We start from the raw sequence: 17388 nt of genomic DNA on the forward strand, positions 1-17388 counted from the left end.
GCTCTCGTCCACAGGCAAGCCGACGGGGCTGTCCCTGGCTGAGGGCAGCGGCGAGGCTCGGTGCATGCCGAAGATCTCATTGTCCGGGCCGGCCGAGCTGCTGACCATCATCCCCTTCCACCTTGGGTTCCAGCCGGTGCGGAGCGTCGTGGTCGTCTGCTTCCACGGCAAGCGCCTCGGTCTCGTGGCCCGTCTCGACATCGTCGGGGCCGAGCTGGCGGTCGAGGCGGCCAGCCAGACCGCACCGACGCTGCTGCGCGGCAAGCCCTCGTCGGTCGCCCTGGTCGCCTTCGAGGACGTCCCGGACGAGTCCCTGCCGCTGCTCGAGGCGCTGACGGATGTGGTCGAGTGGGATCGCGTCGTGGTGCGCGAACGTCTCCTCGTCCGTGGCGGCCGCTGGCGCTCCGTGGGCTGCGACTGCTGCCCTGACGAGGGATGGCTCCTGCCCGAGCAGGCCGACGTGCCGGCGGTCGCCGACTACGTGGCGCTGGGGCATGCGGTCCTGTCCGACCGGGACGACCTGACCCGACTCGTGGAACCGCTCGCACGCACGAGCCCCGGCCACGACCTGGCCCTCGCGGGCGTCGACGACTGGCAACAGCGATATGCCGCCTACGGTGGGATGGTCTCCCGCGCCCCGCTGAGCCCGGACCGGCGAGGCACCCGCCCACGCACGCGCGGCCATGAGTCCCACCTCACGGTGGTCGACGGAGGTGATCCAGCCGAACGTCGGCTCTTGATCACCGACTCGCTGTCCGCGTGGGCGGGGGTGCTGCACGGCGACATCGAGGACTCGGCCCTCCCTGACTGTGTGCCCTCGCTCGTCGGGCCGTTGCGCGACCTGCAGTTCCGCGACGCACTGATCGGTTGGCTCTGCCCCGGCGCGGTGCCGCTGGACGGCTTCCCCGACGAGCTGGTGGTCCTGCTGCAGGGGATGCTCGGACCGTCCCTGCAGGTCTCGCCTGCGGGCGACGGCTCTCACCCGTCGCGGCCCTCCGGTGGAAGCAGTCTCGGCGCTGAGAGCCAGGAGGGCCCGGCCGCGCGCGGCACTGGTGGCTCGATGCAGCCTGACCCGGACGTCGAGATGGTGCGAGCCCTGCAGGACCTGCTGGCCATCGAGTCGGCCCGGTCCCGGGACGACGGGCTCGACGCCTGGTCTGCGGAGGCTCCCGCCGACCCGTCCGACCCGTCCGACGACCGCTCGCTGGAGGGGTGGCACGAGGTCATGAGGAAGCTCGAGGCCCTGGGCGCTCTGGAGGCGCTCGCCGCCTTCGACGAGACGGACGAGGTCGATCAGGTCGACCTAGTCGACGAGCTCGCGGATCTCGACGACGCGGAGGCGGTGGACGAATGGGAGCAGGATGACGAGCTGGGCGGGCTCGACGGCTGGGACGAGGCCCTCGCGCCACGCCTGCTGCTGGCCCGCCTGGAGCAGGTGTGTCGGCTGACCCCCGCGGCACACGCAGCGCCGCTGCTGTCGGTGGTGGCATCCGTCGCCTGGTGGTGCGGCGACGGGGCGCGTTCCGGCGTCGCCGTCGACCGGGCACTCGAGCTCGAACCGCAGCACCGGCTCTGCCGGCTCGTTCGCCAGTCCTTGGACCACGGCATCCGCCCGCCTCGGTGCGCCTGACGTGGGCCGGCGGGCCCGGTATCAAGGCCTTGCACCAGCGCGGTTCACCACGGCGTCCATGACGTGGAACGCCACCTCCGAGCCCGGCAGGGCCTCGCGTATGGTGGTCCGAGGTCATGAGTACCAGCGACAAGCCCCGGCTCGCTGGTCGGCAACCCTCCTTCGCGGTGGGGTGCCCCGGGTGAAGACCTGGCCGCACCCGTCCCGGTGTGAGCAAGCGCGAGCACGAGGAGTACTCCGATGACCGTCACCCACCGGACGCAGAGCACACGACGGCCCCTGCGCCCGGCTCCCCAGGGCGGCACCGGGCGCGTGGGCGAGCTATCCCTTTCCTCGACGTCTGCCGAGTGCGACCGCCCGGCCACGAGCCGTCCCGGCGCGGCCTGGGCCGACGGTGACCCCGTCGGCCGTCGCCGGTTCGCCGACGTCGGAGACCTGGAGCTTGAACGCGGCGGTGTCCTCCCCGGGGTGCGAATCGCCTACGAGACGTGGGGTCGGCTCAACGAGGCGCGGGACAACGTCATCCTCGTGGAGCACGCACTGACCGGCGACAGCCACGTGGTCGGAGAGGCCGGCCCGGGACACGTCTCCCCGGGCTGGTGGAACTCGCTCATCGGCTCCGGGTGCCCGGTCGACCCCGAGCAGTGGTTCGTCGTCGCCTCCAACGTCCTCGGCGGCTGCCAGGGCAGCACGGGTCCCTCCAGTCCCGCGCCCGACGGCCGCGCCTGGGGGAGCCGCTTCCCGTATGTCACGGTGCGCGACCAGGTGGCCGCCGAGCGGCTGCTGCTCGACGGGCTCGGGATAGACAGGGTCGCCGCAGTCGTCGGAGGGTCCATGGGGGGCATGCGCGCGCTCGAGTGGGCGGTCGGCCACCCCGACAGCGTCGACCGGTGCATCGTCCTGGCCTCCACCGCGTACGCCACGGCCGACCAGATCGCCTGGTGCCAGTCCCAGCTGCTGGCCATCCGCAGCGACCCCCACTTCGCGGGTGGCGACTACTACGGCACCGGTCACCAACCAGACACCGGCCTCGGCCTCGCCCGGCGCATCGCCCACATCACCTACCGCACCGAGGGTGAACTGGGCCGGCGCTTCGGGCGCGAGGCGCAGCTGGGTGAGGACCCCCTGCGGGCGGGCGACCGGGGCCGCTTCGCGGTCGAGTCCTACCTCGACCACCATGCCGGAAAGCTGGCCCGCCGCTTCGACGCCAACTCCTACGTCGTGCTCACCGAGGCGATGAACTCCCACGACGTGGGCCGCGACCGCGGTGGCCTGCGCACGGCGCTGTCCCGCGTCACCGCCGACTGCACCGTCGTCTCGGTCGACACCGACCGGCTCTACCCGCCTCGGCTCTCCGACGAGCTCCACGAGGCCCTGCCGGCGTCGAAGCGCGAGCACATCGTCTCCGACTTCGGCCACGACGGCTTCCTCATCGAGGAGGACCAGGTGGGACGCATCGTCCGCGAGGCCCTCGCGCGTCCGCGACACTGAGCGTCCGGGCGCCGGAGGCGGCGCGGGTGCCGGGGGCTCGGACCGACCGTCCACCGCGACGGCCGATGTGCGAGGAGCACCACCGTCGCCCGCCGAACACGGGTCGCCACAGGGCTCCGGGCACCGCGCTGTAGGTGGGGATATCGGGTACGGTGCGAGCACTGGTTGATTCCGTCCCAAAGGAGGTCCGGGAAAGTGGCCATCGTCGTTGGTTATGTCGCCACCAAGGAAGGTCGCGCGGCGCTCAAGCGAGCCGCCGAGGAGTGCGTCCTGAGAGGGGCGAAGCTCGTCGTGGTCAGCTCGCACCGAGGCGGGAAGGACTTCGACGCGGCGGAGGCCAGCTACTTCGAGACCGAGCTCAACCGCGTGCAGGCCCTCCTGGAGGAGAAGGGCCTCGAGCACGAGGTGCGCCAGCTCGTCCGGGGCAACGATCCGGCCGAGGACCTCATCTCGGTCGCCGAGGAGGAGAAGGCCGACTTCATCGTCATCGGCCTGCGCCGCCGCAGCCCGGTGGGCAAGCTCATCCTCGGCTCCAACGCGCAGCGCATCCTGCTCGACGCGAGCTGTCCCGTCCTGGCCGTCAAGGGCGACTGAGAGCCCTGCACGCCGAGCGGGCACCGAGCGGACCGCAGGCGCCGCGGCCACGTCAGGGCCGGGGCGCGCTCGCCGCGTCCGGCTGCCCTCGCAGACTCTCCGGGCCTCCACCTGCGCCGCAGAAGAAACCGGCGTCCGGCACCCGGTGTTCGGTGTGCGTTCGCCTCCATGCGTCGCGCCGTTTTATAATGTCTGGGTACCGGATCGCACAAGGCGCACTGAGAGCTCGTACAGGGACCGACTCCGACAGGCCACGCTCCTCCGGGCACCAACCCCCAATCTTCGCTCGTTGTGATGATGCATGCCCGGAACCGGCGCACCCACCCGACGAGACCTGCGACGAAAGGCGACTGCATCCGTGCCCAAGGCAACAACCGCTGGAGCTCCCAAGACCCTGCCTAAGGTGTTCCAGCACGAGGCGATCATGCAGCTCCTGGTCAAGGGCAGCACCAACGGGACGATCACCGGAACGGAGATCGCGCGGGCGCAGGTCGATGCTGGGCTCGACCTGAAGCAGATGAAGCCGGTCCTCACCACCCTCGAGGCCCACGACATCGAGATCGTCGTCGACGCACCGCACTCCACCACGAAGAAGACCCGAACCGGGACCAAGGGAGGCACTGTGGCCACCGCACGGACCAGCACGGCCGCGGCGACGAAGTCCGCCACGCGGACCGCTGCGACCACCAAGACCGCCGCCAAGAAGGCGGCGCCCAAGGCGTCCGGCGACGACGAGCAGGGTGCGGCCACGACCAAGCCCGCCGCCCGTACCGCCAAGAAGGCCACGACCAACGCGGGGGTCGCCAAGGCGGCTGCCAAGCCTGCTGCGAAGAAGACGACCGCCAGGAAGACGGCTGCGAAGAAGGCCACCGGCGCTGACGCCGTCGGCGCTGCCGCTGGTGCAGACGACGTCGACGAGGACGCCGACGTCGAGCCCGACGACGCGCCGGTCTCCGAGCTCGAGGAGGTCGAAGTCGTCGCCGATGTGGCGGACGACGCCGAGGAGTCCGACGACACCGACGAGACCGCGCCGGCTGCGGCAGCAGCCAAGCCCGAGGAGGCGGAGGAGTCCGGCTTCGTCATCCGCGACGACGACGAGGACGACGCCCCGGCGCAGCAGGTCGTCACGGCCGGAGCCACGGCCGACCCGGTCAAGGACTACCTCAAGCAGATCGGCAAGGTGGCCCTCCTCAACGCAGAGCAGGAGGTCGAGCTCGCCAAGCGCATCGAGGCCGGCCTGTTCGCCGAGGAGAAGCTCAACTCCGGCGAGAAGATCGATATGAAGCTCAAGCGCGAGCTCTGGTGGATCGCCCAGGACGGCAAGAAGGCCAAGAACCACCTCCTCGAGGCCAACCTCCGACTCGTCGTCAGCCTCGCCAAGCGCTACACCGGGCGCGGCATGCTCTTCCTCGACCTCATCCAGGAGGGCAACCTCGGCCTCATCCGTGCGGTCGAGAAGTTCGACTACACCAAGGGCTACAAGTTCTCGACCTACGCGACGTGGTGGATCCGCCAGGCCATCACTCGTGCCATGGCGGACCAGGCGCGCACGATCCGCATCCCGGTCCACATGGTCGAGGTCATCAACAAGCTCGCCCGCGTGCAGCGCCAGATGCTGCAGGACCTCGGGCGCGAGCCCACCCCGGAGGAGCTCGCCAAGGAGCTCGACATGACCCCCGAGAAGGTCGTCGAGGTCCAGAAGTACGGCCGCGAGCCGATCTCGCTGCACACCCCGCTCGGCGAGGACGGCGACAGCGAGTTCGGTGACCTCATCGAGGACTCCGAGGCGGTCGTGCCCGCCGACGCCGTGAGCTTCACGCTCCTGCAGGAGCAGCTGCACTCGGTGCTCGACACGCTCTCCGAGCGCGAGGCCGGCGTCGTGTCGATGCGCTTCGGGCTGACCGACGGTCAGCCGAAGACCCTCGACGAGATCGGCAAGGTCTACGGCGTGACGCGTGAGCGCATCCGCCAGATCGAGTCCAAGACGATGAGCAAGCTGCGTCACCCGAGCCGTAGCCAGGTGCTGCGCGACTACCTGGACTGACCGGCCCGCTGGCACGTCCACATCTCGCAGGTCAGGCGCCCCACTCGGGCGCCTGACCTGCACCCTTCAGACGGCGCACGGATGCGATGGACGTCCGCGTCGCCGGTCGGGCTCATTCGTGGGTCGACAGCGGCTGGCCGTTACGGACCGAGCTGACGACGGCGAGGACACCTCTGCTGGTCTCGGCTGCATATCGCCTGTCGTCGAGCAGACCCCGGTGGTCGGCGCCGTCGACGACCTGGTGCGCGCTGTTCGTGGACAGCCTCGCCGACGCCTTCTGGTGCGCCATCCAGGTCGCGTCGCTCCCGGACCCCGCCGTGAGCACGTACAGGGGCTTGGCGCCGAAGTCCTGCAGCGACGCAGCTTCCCGGCTCGCGGCGCCGCCGCGCAGGAACTCCTCGACCACGCTGCGCACCGTGTGCGCCTGCGCGCTGTCGTAGACGAGCTGCTCCTCGTTGCGGGGAGGGAGGGTGCCGCCGGTGAGGGTGCCGTACAGGCGGGCCAGTCCCACGTCGGCCGAGAGGGCTGCCAGCGTGGCGAACCGGCCGATGGCGTCGTAGGACCCGTCCTCGGTCGCGGCGGGGACAACGGACGTGGCGGGTCCCTCCGACGCCGTGGAGTCGATGAGCACGAGTCCGGCGACCTCGTCGGGGTAGTGGGCCGCGAAGGTGCGCACGTAGAGGCCGCCGAAGGAGTGTCCGGCGAGCACGTACGGGCCCGGGACGCCGCCCCGGTGCAACAGCGTGTGCAGGTCCGCGGCCACCTGTGCGCCGTTCTGTGGGCTGTCCGCCGGATCGCTGCCACCACGGCCGGCGCGGTCGTAGACGCACACCCGCGTCTGCTTGGCGACGGCCGGGGCGATCCAGCCCATGCTGGCCGAGGTGCCTCCGGCCCCGGGTTCGAGGACGACCGTGGGGCTTGCGGAGCCGGTGCAGTCCAGGCGCAGCTGGTGTCCGCCGACGTCGACGAGGCGACCGGACGCCAGGAAGGGGTTCGTCGTGGTGGCTTGGCTCAGCGTCTGCCAGCCGCCCCCGATCGCGCACAGGGCCAGGACGGCGCACACGGCGTAGAGCTGGACCCGTCCTCCGCGGCTGCGCATGTCCCGGTGCACCCGCACCACCATCCAGACGACCAGCCCCAGGAGTGCCGGGGGCCAGATCCAGCCGAGCACCTCGTGCGTCGAGTCGAACGCGAGCAGCAGGAGCCCGCCAGCGCCCATGAAGGTGGCGGGAACCGCGGCCCAGCGCTGCGGTTGGTCGCTGAAGCGGCTCGAGAGCCAGAACAGCATCGTCCAGCCGGTCGCGAACCCCAAGCAGGACCGCGGCGGTGATGGCGCTCTCGGTCACCGGGACGAACGGCGCGCCGACCAGGAGCAGCGCGACGAGGACCCCGACCGCCAGCGAAGCGGCCACGATCCATCCCAGGCGACCGCGACGCCCGGGTCGGGGCCCACCCGACTGCGTCTGGTCGGAGGTCTTGCCCGGGTTCGTCGTCGCCGCGGGCGGAACGGACGGAGAGGACCAGCGAGAGAAGACAGCCATGGCGCACTTCTTTGCTCGGGGTGCTTGCGGGCGCCGCCTGAAGGCCGACCCCGCTCCGTCATGGCCCTGCCCGCCCTGCTGCCCATCGTATTCACCAAGACCCGCATCGGTCGGCGCAACGAGGTATGCCGGGTGGCGTCGTGGGCGTGGCAGGCGCGTCGGCGCCCCCGACGGTCACCGAGGGCGTGTGGACCGGCGCGGGAGCCGCCTCGAGATGCTGCTCGGGACGCGAGCGGAGACCCGGCTCGGCAGCGCACGCCAGTAGGAGACGCCCGCCTGGGGCCAGAGGAAGGACCGGACCCGGACCTGCCACGCCCGGGTGCGACCGACCTGCCGACGGATCGCCCTGATGTCCTGGTGCAGCCGGACTGCCTCCTGCGCCGTGGTGCGCTCGGGGCGGTCGTAGCGTGACTTCTCCAGCGTCGCGGTGACCCGACGCATGGCGCTCGCGTTCTCGTCGTCGAGGTGGGCGTCGGTGACGTAGCGCTCGCGCACCTGCCGCAGGGTCCCACCCGGGGGAGCGGCGATGCCGAGGTCGCCGAGGTGCGAGGTCAGCTCCGCCCACTCCGCCTCGATGAGGTCCTGCTGGGACACGGCTGCGCGTCGCCGTCGCAGCCTCAGCAACCAGGCCGTGATGGGCATCGAGAAGGCCGCGAGCAGCCCGAGCAGGATCGCGACGAACACGGCGACGTTGCGCAGGCTGAAGGCCTGGCCGACCGAGTCGAGGAACGACGGCTGCTGGGCCACGGGTGCCACGGTCGGCTTCGTCGCCTTGGTGGGAGCCGAGGCGACGGCACCGCCGGAGCGACTCTCGGTGACCTCACGCCCACCGCGCGTGGCGCCCGAGTCGGAGCCGAGCACGGCATACGGCGGCGGGCTGCCCGAGCGCACGCCGGGGGTGGGCTCGAAGCGCAGCCAGCCGTAGCCCTGGAAGTAGAGCTCGGGCCACGCGTGCGCGTCGCTCGCCCGGACGACGTACTCCTCCCCGGAGAGCTGGCCGGGCAGGAAGCCGATCGCCATGCGGGCGGGGATGCCCTGGGCCCTGGCCATCATGATCATCGCGGTGGCGAACTGCACGCAGTAGCCGCGACGGGTCTGGTAGAAGCTCTGGATGGGGTCGAGCAGGCGTCCCTCGCTGTCGCGCAGCGGCTCCCCGAGGTCGAGCGAGTAGGTGTAGACGCTCGTGTCGCGCAGGTGGTTCTGGATCGCGATGGCCTTGTCGAGCGGGTTGGCGCTCCCGCGGGTGACCTCGTCGGACCATCGCTGGACCAGCTCGCGGGACCGGTCCGGGACGGCGAGGTCGTCACCGGTGATGGCGGGGGAGTCGGGCTTGCCTGACTCGCGCAGCTGCGGCGGGGTGGGTGCCAGGTCGGCGTACGTGATGCGGTAGCTGCTGACGGACCGGCCGACCCTGACGTCGCGGGTCACGGGGTCGATGGCCCACGGTGTGCCTTCCATGGCGACGGCGACCACGGGGTAGGGCGCCGCGATGCGCGGCGCCGCCAGCGTGTTGTTCGTGACGCTGAGGACGAAGTCGCGACGCTGGTTCGGCGGGGGGAGCGGGGCCGGGCTGTCGGCCTGCTCGGCCGCGGAGCCCACCGCGGTCCACTGGCCGCGTGAGTAGTAGGAGGTGGCGAGCACGCGCAGCGGCGGCCGGCTGAAGCCGGTGGTCGTGTAGGTCAGGACGGGGGTCTGGTCCTGGTCGTTGAGGCTGCGTGAGAGGTCGAGGGTGTCGTTGAAGCCCACGGAGCCCTCGCCGCCGGCGCCGTTGCTGCTGTGCCCCAGGCCCTCGGTGAGGTAGTGCGGGGGGAAGTGCGGCACGACGGCCGGGACGAGCACGGCGGCGACGACGCCGACGGCGCCGAGCCGGAGGGCACCCGCGGAGAAGGAGCGCAGCGCCTCGCGGTCGTGCGCGGCCTCCTCGATGGATCCACCGCCGGCGGCACGGGTGGTGCCCCACCGGCCGAACTGCGCCCGCGCCGTGGTGTGCAGCATCGCCAGCCAGAGCGCGACGGGCACGACGAAGAAGCGCAGGGCGAGCGCCGAGTCCCCGTTCGCAGCCGTGATGAGGTATGCCGTCAGCAGCGGCAGCCCTGCTGCCGCGGGACTGCGCCAGGTGGCGGCCACGGCATCGACCGCGATCGCCACGAGGGCGACGGCCACGAGGAGGCAGAAGGTTATCCCGTCGTTGAGCGGTGCGGGGGCGGAGTAGCGCTGGACGGTCTCGAGCGCCTGCAGTCCGAGCGTGTTGGCGGCCTCGGCCGTCGCGGGGGTCGGCAGCAGGAAGGCGAAGGTGTTTCCGGCCCACACGGCCAGCAGGACGTAGCCCGTGACGAGCACCTGGGCGAGGACGACGAGCAGCCGGGAGCGGGTCAGGCCGCGCCCGACCAGTCCGAGCCCGGCCACGAGCGCCACGACGAGAACGGCCGCCGGCAGCCACGTCGAGTCCGTGAAGAGGCTCGTGATCGGGTAGAGGGCGCTCAAGGTGGCGAGGGCGGCGAGGACGGTGATCCTCCAGCGACGACGGCTCATCTGCCGCTCCCCACGGTCGCGGCGTTCAGCACCGCCCAGGTCTCGGCGACGTCGGCGTCGCGGGACACCGAGACGGCGCGCCAGCCGGCCAGTCGGAGGGCCTCGGCATGGGGTTCGGCTTCGTCGGCGTGGCTGGCGCCGAAGCTGCGTGCGTCCAGGACGAGGGCAAGTCCGGTGGTGCCGGGCTGGCGGACGCTCGCCACCCGCGAGGTGACGTCGCGGCCCGACGGCCCGATGATGGCCACGATGAACCCGCCCGCGCCCGCCAGGGCCTGCCCGGCGCGGAGGATCTCGTCCTCGCCCGAGTCGTCGCGCATGGTCGTGACCGCCAGCACGTCGAGCATCTCCTCGGTGGTGATCGTCTCTACCGCACGGGCATTCTGGACCGTCTCGGCGCAGACGAGGTGGACGGCATACCCCGACTCGCACAGGTGCGCGCCGATGGACGCGGCCGCCGTGACCGCCCACTCGAAGGAGCTGCTCGCTCCGACCCCGCCGTGTGCGGACGGCCGCGGGTCGAGGAGCACGACGGCGCGCCGCTGGGCCGGGCGGTCCTCCTGGCGCACCATCAGGTCGCCCGTGCGCGCGGTGGCCGGCCAGTGGATGCGCCGCAGGTCGTCGCCGTCGCGGTACTCGCGGATGGTCACGTCGTCCTCGCCGTGGAGCGCGATGAGGTGCGCCTGCTCGCCCTCCGAGCCCACACCGGAGCTGCGCTGACGACTCGCCGCGAGCGAGTGCACGGCGGGCAGCACCACCAGGTCGGTGGTCCCCTCGAGGACGGCGTTGCGGTTGGCGAGGCCGAACGGGTCGTGCACCTGCACGCCCAGGGGGCCCAGGTGGAAGCGACCCCGCAGGTGGGAGCGCACGACGTAGTCGATGGCCCGCACGCGCCCCGGGGGGATGCGCCCCACGACGAAGCGGGGCCGGTCACCGAGGACGTAGTCGAGTCGTTCCTCCGCGAGGAAGATCGGGGTGGTGGAGCCCGACACGTTCTCGAAGGAGAGCGTCACGTGGGCGTCCTGCCCGACACTGATGCGTTCGGGGTCGGTGTGCCGCTCGATGCGCATCCGTGTCTTGCGGGTGCGCACCAGGACTGCGCAGACGAGCGGCAGCGCGATGAGCAGCACCCCGAAGCGGGTCAGGTCCCGGAAGCCGAGGATGACACCGGCCAGGGCGAGGACGGTCCCGGAGCCCAGGAACGCCCGGCCCCTCGTCGTCAGGACGCTGCGCAGGGATCCCACGGGCGCCGTCCTCCGCTCGTCGTGCTTCTCGTGGCTCTTCTCATGATGCGTCCCAGCGTGCCCTCATCGTGCCGCTCAGCGTGCTTCTCAGCGGGCTGCGGGCGGTACCGGCACCTGGCGCAGCAGGTCGGTGACCACCTCGACGGTGGTTCGGCGGGCGAGCTGGGTCTCGCTCGAGGGCATGAGCCGGTGCGCGAGGACCGGGCCGGCGAGCATCTGCACGTCGTCGGGGATGACGTGGTCGCGGTCCGCCAGCGCGGCGTGTGCGCGCGAGGCCCGCAGCAGGTGGAGGGCGGCGCGGGGTGAGGCGCCGAGGCGCAGCGCCGGCGTGGACCGCGTCCGGGTCACGAGGTCGACGATGTACTGGCGCACGGCCGGGCTCGCGTGCACCCCGGTGACGGACTGGACCACGCGGTTGATGGTCTCGGCGTCGGTGACGGGGGACAGGTCATCGAGCGGCGAGCGCGCGCTGTGGCTCGCGAGCAGGTCGAGCTCGGCGCTCGGTGAGGGGTAGCCCATCGAGATGCGCGCCATGAAGCGGTCACGCTGCGCCTCGGGCAGCGGGTAGGTGCCCTCCATCTCGATCGGGTTCTGCGTCGCCATGACGATGAACGGCGTGTGCAGCGGGTAGGTCGTGCCGTCGACGGTGACCTGCTGCTCCTCCATGGACTCGAGGAGGGCCGACTGCGTCTTCGGGGAGGCGCGGTTGATCTCGTCGCCGACGACCACGTTGGCGAAGATCGCGCCCGGCCGGAACTCGAAGCGCCGCGCATCCTGGTTGAAGATGCTGACGCCAGTGACGTCGCTGGGCAGCAGGTCCGGAGTGAACTGGATGCGTCGCACGCTGGCGTCGATGGACCGGGCGAGCGTCTTGGCGAGCATCGTCTTCCCGACGCCCGGGACGTCCTCGATGAGCAGGTGCCCGCCGGCGAAGAGCACGGTGATGGTCGTGCGCACGACGTCGGGCTTGCCCTCGATGACGCGGGTCATCGTGGTCATCAGCCGGTCCGCGACCTCGTGCACGAGTCCGAGGTCGGTCCCTTCCGTGGCGAAGCCGTTGGCGCTCGTCGAGCCGAAGGCGGCCCGACCGGCGGACGTCTGCGTGCTCGTGGGCGCGCCTGCGGCGGTCCCGGCGGTTCCGGCCTTCGTCGTGCTCGCGGACGACTCACGCCCGGTATCCGTCCTCGTCACACTGTCCTCCGCTGTTCGTCCCCGTGTCGTGGCGCAGCCTGCTCCTCGCCGGATGCGCCACCCGTGGGGAGATCTTCTCCCATGCACGAGCACATTTGGTAGGGCCGCCCCCGTGGCGCTCGGGTGCAGCACGTCTCAGGCGGCAGCTGGTGGGCGTCGGCCGAAGACCTCCACTTTCCACCACGGCGACGTCTCCGGTGCCCGTTCGGTTCGCTTTCGGGTGGCCGCTGAGCACGAACGCGGTGTCCACGCCGTATGCCGTCCCATCGTCCGTCGCGCGGCGATGCCACCGAGTGGGCCGGGTCGAAGGGGAGGGCCAGGGCGGCACTCCACTTCGCTCCACCCCGTCTGACCTGCGCAGATGCGCGAATCGCTGCGGCGATTTGTGCCAAAGATCGTTGACGGTGGAGTAAAGTGGAGTACGGTGGGGCAACAAGGTAGGAGTTGGGGCGTTCGCGAGTCGATCAGGGGAGGTGGCGGACGATGTTTCTCGGGACGCACACACCCCGGCTCGACGAGAAGGGCCGCCTCTTCCTCCCCGCCAAGTACCGCGACCGCATGGCGGCCGGCCTCGTGGTCACCCGTGGCCAGGAGCGAAGCCTCTTCATCTACCCGATGGACGAGTTCGTGAAGGTCGCCGAGCAGATGCGCCAGGCGCCCACCACGAGCAAGGCCGCACGCGACTACATGCGTGTCTTCCTCTCGGGGGCCTCCGACGAGATCCCCGACAAGCAGGGCCGCTTCACCATCCCCGCCAACCTGCGCCAGTACGCCGGCCTCGATCGGGAGGTCACGGTCATCGGTGCCGGCTCACGCCTCGAGGTCTGGGACAGCGCGGTGTGGAACGCCTACCTGGAGCAGACCGAGCAGAGCTTCGCCGACACGGCGGAGGAGGTGATCCCGGGACTCTTCTGAGCCCCGGCCACCACCACGGCCCACCCCGAGCCGCACCCCACGAACTCACCACAAGCCAGCAGCACCTGAGAGCCGGCCTCCAGCCGCTCCACTCCCGGGACGACTTCCCCCGTCCCGGGCGAGGCAGCGGATGGGGACCAGCCCGCAGGTGCGCACCACCGGTCCGGGCCACCGGGCCACGCGTCACCAGCAGGACCAGACATCGCAACTCCAGGAACACCAGCGTGAGGGACGCACCATGAGCGACCGAGGACCGGCACAGGGCCGACACGTCCCTGTGATGCGCGACCGGATCCTCGAGCTGCTGACCCCGGCCCTCGAGCGCCCCGGTGCCGTGCACGTCGACGCGACGCTCGGCATGGGTGGTCACGCCGAGGGCGTGCTCGAGCGCTTCCCCGACTGCATCGTTGTCGGCATCGACCGCGACCGCGAGGCGCTCGCCCTGGCAGGCGAGCGTCTCGGCCGCTTCGGCGAGCGCTTCCGCCCGGTGCACGCGGTCTACGACGAGATCGCCTCCGTGGTGGCCGACCTGCACGTACCGGCCGTGGACGGCATCCTCTTCGACCTCGGCGTCAGCTCGCTGCAGCTCGACGAGACGGACCGGGGCTTCGCCTACCGCGTCGACGCGCCGCTCGACATGCGCATGGACCAGTCGACCGGTCAGACGGCCGCCGACGTGCTCAACACCTACTCGGTCGAGGACCTGACACGGATCCTGCGCGACTACGGCGAGGAGCGCTTCGCGCGCAAGATCGCCAAGGCCGTCGTCCACGACCGTGAGATCGAGCCCTACACCACCTCCGCCCGACTGGTCGAGATGCTGCGCCGGGTCATCCCGGCGGCCTCCCAGCGCCAGAGCGGCCACCCCGCGAAGCGCACCTTCCAGGCGCTGCGCATCGAGGTCAACAACGAGCTCGAGGTCTGGCGCCGAGCCATCGACGAGGCCATCGACGTCCTCGCGGTCGGCGGGCGGATCGCCGTCCTGTCGTACCACTCGCTCGAGGACCGCGCGACCAAGCGCGCGTTCGCCGCGGGAGCGACCTCCAGCACGCCCCCGGGGCTGCCGGTCGAGCTGCCCGAGCACGCGGCATACCTCTCGCTCGTCACGCGCGGCGCCGAGGCGCCGAGCGACGACGAGGTCACCACGAACCCACGGGCCGCCTCGGCCCGCCTTCGCGTCGCAGAGCGCGTGCGCGACACCTCCACGCACCCCTCAGCCAGCAGGACCAGGAAGGGAACCACCCGATGAGCTCGATGACCGCCACGGCCAGGCCGCTCCGCACGCCGCGACGCGGGCCTGCCCAGACGCCCCTTCGCGTCATCCCGAGCACCATCTCCCGCACCGGCAACGGGGCGTTCGTGTCCATCTGCATCGCCCTGCTCGCCGCGGGCCTGATCGCGCTGCTCCTGCTCAACACCGCCCTCGCCCAGGGCTCCATGGCGCTCGGCGACCTCCAGCGCGAGTCCGTGCGCCTCAGCGACACCACCGGGAACCTCCAGGAGCAGATCGCGCGTGCCTCGGCGACGGGCGCGCTGGCGGCCAGCGCCGCGAAGATCGGCATGGTCCGGATGAACACGCGGGGCTACATCGACCTCACCAGGGGCACCGTGTCCGGCAAGCCCGAGCCCGCCACCAAGGAGAACGCCTTCCCGGTCGTCACCAGCCCCACCCCGCCGGCCTTCTCCGTCACGGCCGAGAAGGTCCTGAGCTCCGCCGCGGCGGTGTCCTCGCGCGCCGCGTCATCGCCGCGGGCCGCCACGCCGACGGCGTCCGGTGCCGGGGCGCCGGACCCTGCAGCGTCCACACTGGGCACGACGCCCGGTGCGTCGACCGGCCAGGCCACAGGTGGGGCCGCGTCGAGCAACGACGGGCAGGCCCAGCAGACGACGGCGAGGTGACCCGGTGACGCAGACCCGAGGAACCGATCCCCAGCGGACCGGTCGCGGCGCTGCGCCCGCACGGCAGTCCCGCCCCGACCGGCGCGGTGCTCCGTCGCGCACCGGCTCGGCAGCCAACCCCAAGGCGGTCAGGTCCGCCAACCCCAAGGCGGCGAAGCCGGCCGGCTCCGCCAAGGCCGCCAAGCCGGCCGGCTCCGCCAAGGCCGCCAAGCCGGCCGGCTCCGCCAAGGCCGCCAAGCCGGCCGGCCCCGCCAAGGCCGCCGCCGGCCGCCAGGCACCGGCTCGCGCCCGCGCGGGAGCCCGCCCGACGCGTACCCCCGATCCCCGAGCGCAGGGACGACCCGGCCCGGACCGCGCGCCCCGCCGCACCGCCCCCGCCGGCGGGCGAGGTCCGGCCGTGCGGGCGCGCGCAGCGGCCGCCCCCCGCGGACCCCAGGGACCGCGCGGCCCGCGTGGGCCCCGTCGACCGCTCCGGATCTCCCGGGCCAACCCCCGTCGTCGGGCTCGCGTGATGTTCGTGGCGATCCTCTTCGTGTTCACGATCTTCGCCGGCCAGCTGCTGCGCATCCAGGCCTTCGACGCGTCCGCCACACAGGCCGCCGCCCTGTCCAAGCGCACCGTCAAGACCACGACCCCCGCGATGCGCGGGCAGATCCTCGACACCAACGGCCAGGTGCTCGCCGACTCGGTGGAGCGGTTCACCATCGCCGCCGACCCGACCGTGGTCCCCCTCTACACCGCCGTGGTCGACGGGGTGCGCCAGCAGGTGGGCGTCACCCGTGCGGCCTCCGACCTCGCTCCTCTCCTCGACCTGTCGGTGGCCCAGCTGACCAAGCTCTTCACCCGGGCCGACACCCGCTACGTGGTCGTCAAGAAGGACGTCAACCCGGCCATCTACCGAGAGATCCGGGCACTCGGCATCCCCGGCATCAGCGGCGAGCGCACCGCGCGGCGTGTCTACCCGACGTCGATGGCCCTGGGCCAGCTCGTCGGCTACGTCCTGCCGGCCGACCAGTCCGGGGCCGGCGGCATCGAGCGGATGTTCAACTCCACGCTGCAGGGCACCCCGGGCGTCAACGTCGCCGAGCGAGCCCGCGACGGCTACGTCATCCCCGGCTCCCAGCGCGTCGACACCCCGGTCGTCAACGGCCGTGACGTCAAGCTGACCATCGACGCGGACCTGCAGTGGTACGCCGAGAACGCCCTCGCCAAGCAGGTGACGGCCGTGGGTGCCGAGTCGGGCACCGCCGTCGTCCTCGAGGTGGCGACCGGGAAGGTCCGGGCCGCCGCCAGCTACCCGACGTTCGACCCCAACGACCTCGCGGACGCGAAGGCCAAGGCCCTGGGCAACTACGCGTTCAACGACGCCTTCGAGCCCGGCTCGACCGGCAAGCTCATGACGATGTCGGCGGCGCTCGAGCAGAAGGTCATCACGCCCGACACCGGCGTCATCGTGCCCCCGCGGCTGCCGCGGGCCGGCACGAACTTCAAGGACAACGAGCCCCACGGCGTCGAGAACATGACGGCGACCGGTGTGCTCGCGAAGTCGTCCAACATGGGCACCATCCTCATCGGGGAGCGGGTCTCGCCCGCCGTGATGGAGGGGTACTACCGCAAGTTCGGCATCGGCTCCAAGACCCCCGTCGGCTTCCCCGGGGAGTCGGCCGGCTTCCTCGCCGGCGCCAGGGACTGGGTGTCGAGCCGCCGCTACACGATCCTCTTCGGGCAGGGCTACTCCGTCACGGCCATCCAGCAGGCCGGGGTCTTCCAGACCATCGCCAACAAGGGCGTCCGCATGCCGCCGTCGCTCGTCGAGGGCACCGTCGACCAGAACGGCACGCTCATCCCGACCCCGCCCACCACTCCCGTGCGGGTGGTGACCAAGGACACCGCGGTGAAGCTCTCCCGGATGATGGAGGAGGTCACGGGCAAGGACGGCACCGCCAGCGCGGCCCGCATCAAGGGCTACCGCGTCGCCGGCAAGACCGGCACGGCCGACCGCTACGACGAGAAGCTGAAGCGCTACAACGGCTTCACGGCCTCGTTCATCGGCTTCGCGCCGGCCGAGGCCCCCAAGTACGTCGTGGCCGTCTTCATCCAGAAGCCGAGCGCCGGCATGTTCGGTGGCGCCCTCGCCGGGCCGGTCTTCAACCAGGTCATGTCCTACCTGCTCGAGCGCACCGCCGCCCCGCCGAGCCCCAAGTCCACGCTGAACTACCACGTGTGGGCCACCAAGCCCCTCTCTTCCGACGACCCCGAGGTCATCAGCGATGCGCGGGCCAAACGCGATGGCCTGTAAGTTGGGATGAC

Annotated in this window: 12 protein-coding genes and 1 riboswitch; of the genes, 8 read left to right on the forward strand and 4 right to left on the reverse strand. The window is 71.7% G+C overall.

Translation table 11 applies throughout. The annotated features are described in order from the left end of the window. Positions 1 to 64: 64 nt before the first annotated feature. The 4 genes from LQK93_RS16065 to LQK93_RS16080 all read left to right on the forward strand — a co-directional run bounded on the left by LQK93_RS16065 (position 65) and on the right by LQK93_RS16080 (position 5759). Positions 65 to 1630, forward strand: a complete 1566-nt coding sequence (locus tag LQK93_RS16065) for a DUF4192 domain-containing protein (RefSeq protein ID WP_374968776.1) — start codon at positions 65 to 67, stop codon at positions 1628 to 1630. Positions 1631 to 1742: 112 nt separating this feature from the next. Then, positions 1743 to 1856, forward strand: a riboswitch (SAM riboswitch). A 14-nt stretch (positions 1857 to 1870) separates the two neighbouring features. Continuing rightward, the gene (locus LQK93_RS16070) at positions 1871 to 3121 is read left to right on the forward strand and encodes a homoserine O-acetyltransferase (protein WP_374968777.1); all 1251 of its coding nucleotides are present in this window, start codon (positions 1871 to 1873) and stop codon (positions 3119 to 3121) included. A 195-nt stretch (positions 3122 to 3316) separates the two neighbouring features. Beyond that, complete coding sequence (locus tag LQK93_RS16075) at positions 3317 to 3715, forward strand: universal stress protein (protein WP_374968778.1); 399 nt, start codon at positions 3317 to 3319, stop codon at positions 3713 to 3715. 403 nt (positions 3716 to 4118) lie between these two features. Further along, positions 4119 to 5759, forward strand: coding sequence for an RNA polymerase sigma factor (locus LQK93_RS16080; RefSeq protein WP_374968779.1), 1641 nt, complete (start codon positions 4119 to 4121; stop codon positions 5757 to 5759). A 112-nt stretch (positions 5760 to 5871) separates the two neighbouring features. Here the strand turns inward: LQK93_RS16080 and LQK93_RS16085 are convergent, their stop codons facing one another. The 4 genes from LQK93_RS16085 to LQK93_RS16100 all read right to left on the reverse strand — a co-directional run bounded on the left by LQK93_RS16085 (position 5872) and on the right by LQK93_RS16100 (position 12096). Further along, positions 5872 to 7071: an alpha/beta fold hydrolase gene (locus LQK93_RS16085; protein ID WP_374968780.1), complete on the reverse strand. Its 1200-nt coding sequence runs from the start codon at positions 7069 to 7071 to the stop codon at positions 5872 to 5874. Positions 7072 to 7474: 403 nt separating this feature from the next. Continuing rightward, positions 7475 to 9832 carry a transglutaminaseTgpA domain-containing protein gene (locus tag LQK93_RS16090; RefSeq protein ID WP_374968781.1) on the reverse strand — a complete coding sequence of 786 codons (2358 nt, stop codon included), beginning with the start codon at positions 9830 to 9832 and terminating at the stop codon, positions 7475 to 7477. Next, positions 9829 to 11073: a DUF58 domain-containing protein gene (locus LQK93_RS16095; RefSeq protein WP_374968782.1), complete on the reverse strand. Its 1245-nt coding sequence runs from the start codon at positions 11071 to 11073 to the stop codon at positions 9829 to 9831. The genes LQK93_RS16090 and LQK93_RS16095 overlap by 4 nt, the downstream gene beginning before the upstream one ends. Before the next feature lie 87 nt (positions 11074 to 11160). After that, positions 11161 to 12096 carry an AAA family ATPase gene (locus LQK93_RS16100; protein ID WP_374971525.1) on the reverse strand — a complete coding sequence of 312 codons (936 nt, stop codon included), beginning with the start codon at positions 12094 to 12096 and terminating at the stop codon, positions 11161 to 11163. 651 nt (positions 12097 to 12747) lie between these two features. Here LQK93_RS16100 and mraZ point away from each other — a divergent pair. The 4 genes from mraZ (at position 12748) to LQK93_RS16120 (ending at position 17377) form a co-directional block, all read left to right on the forward strand. Then, positions 12748 to 13179, forward strand: a complete 432-nt coding sequence (gene mraZ / locus LQK93_RS16105; protein ID WP_374968783.1) for a division/cell wall cluster transcriptional repressor MraZ — start codon at positions 12748 to 12750, stop codon at positions 13177 to 13179. Positions 13180 to 13417: 238 nt separating this feature from the next. After that, on the forward strand, positions 13418 to 14428 hold the full coding sequence (gene rsmH / locus LQK93_RS16110; protein WP_374968784.1) for a 16S rRNA (cytosine(1402)-N(4))-methyltransferase RsmH: 1011 nt from the start codon (positions 13418 to 13420) through the stop codon (positions 14426 to 14428). Further along, a complete protein-coding gene (locus tag LQK93_RS16115) occupies positions 14425 to 15078 on the forward strand; it encodes a hypothetical protein (RefSeq protein ID WP_374968785.1) in 654 nt (217 codons plus the stop codon). The genes rsmH and LQK93_RS16115 overlap by 4 nt, the downstream gene beginning before the upstream one ends. A gap of 4 nt (positions 15079 to 15082) precedes the next feature. Then, entirely contained in the window at positions 15083 to 17377 is a 2295-nt protein-coding gene (locus LQK93_RS16120) for a penicillin-binding transpeptidase domain-containing protein (protein ID WP_374968786.1), read from the forward strand. Positions 17378 to 17388: the final 11 nt, after the last annotated feature.

Origin of the sequence: Terrabacter sp. BE26, assembly GCF_041941675.1 — a bacterium.
In the GTDB taxonomy this organism is placed as follows: domain Bacteria; phylum Actinomycetota; class Actinomycetes; order Actinomycetales; family Dermatophilaceae; genus Terrabacter.

Coding starts and splice junctions, on each gene's coding strand:
- LQK93_RS16065 (WP_374968776.1), top strand. CDS start 65: ATGCCGAAGATCTCATTGTCCGGGCCGGCCGAGCTGCTGACCATCATC.
- LQK93_RS16070 (WP_374968777.1), top strand. CDS start 1,871: ATGACCGTCACCCACCGGACGCAGAGCACACGACGGCCCCTGCGCCCG.
- LQK93_RS16090 (WP_374968781.1), bottom strand. CDS start 9,832: ATGAGCCGTCGTCGCTGGAGGATCACCGTCCTCGCCGCCCTCGCCACC.
- mraZ (WP_374968783.1), top strand. CDS start 12,748: ATGTTTCTCGGGACGCACACACCCCGGCTCGACGAGAAGGGCCGCCTC.
- rsmH (WP_374968784.1), top strand. CDS start 13,418: ATGAGCGACCGAGGACCGGCACAGGGCCGACACGTCCCTGTGATGCGC.
- LQK93_RS16115 (WP_374968785.1), top strand. CDS start 14,425: ATGAGCTCGATGACCGCCACGGCCAGGCCGCTCCGCACGCCGCGACGC.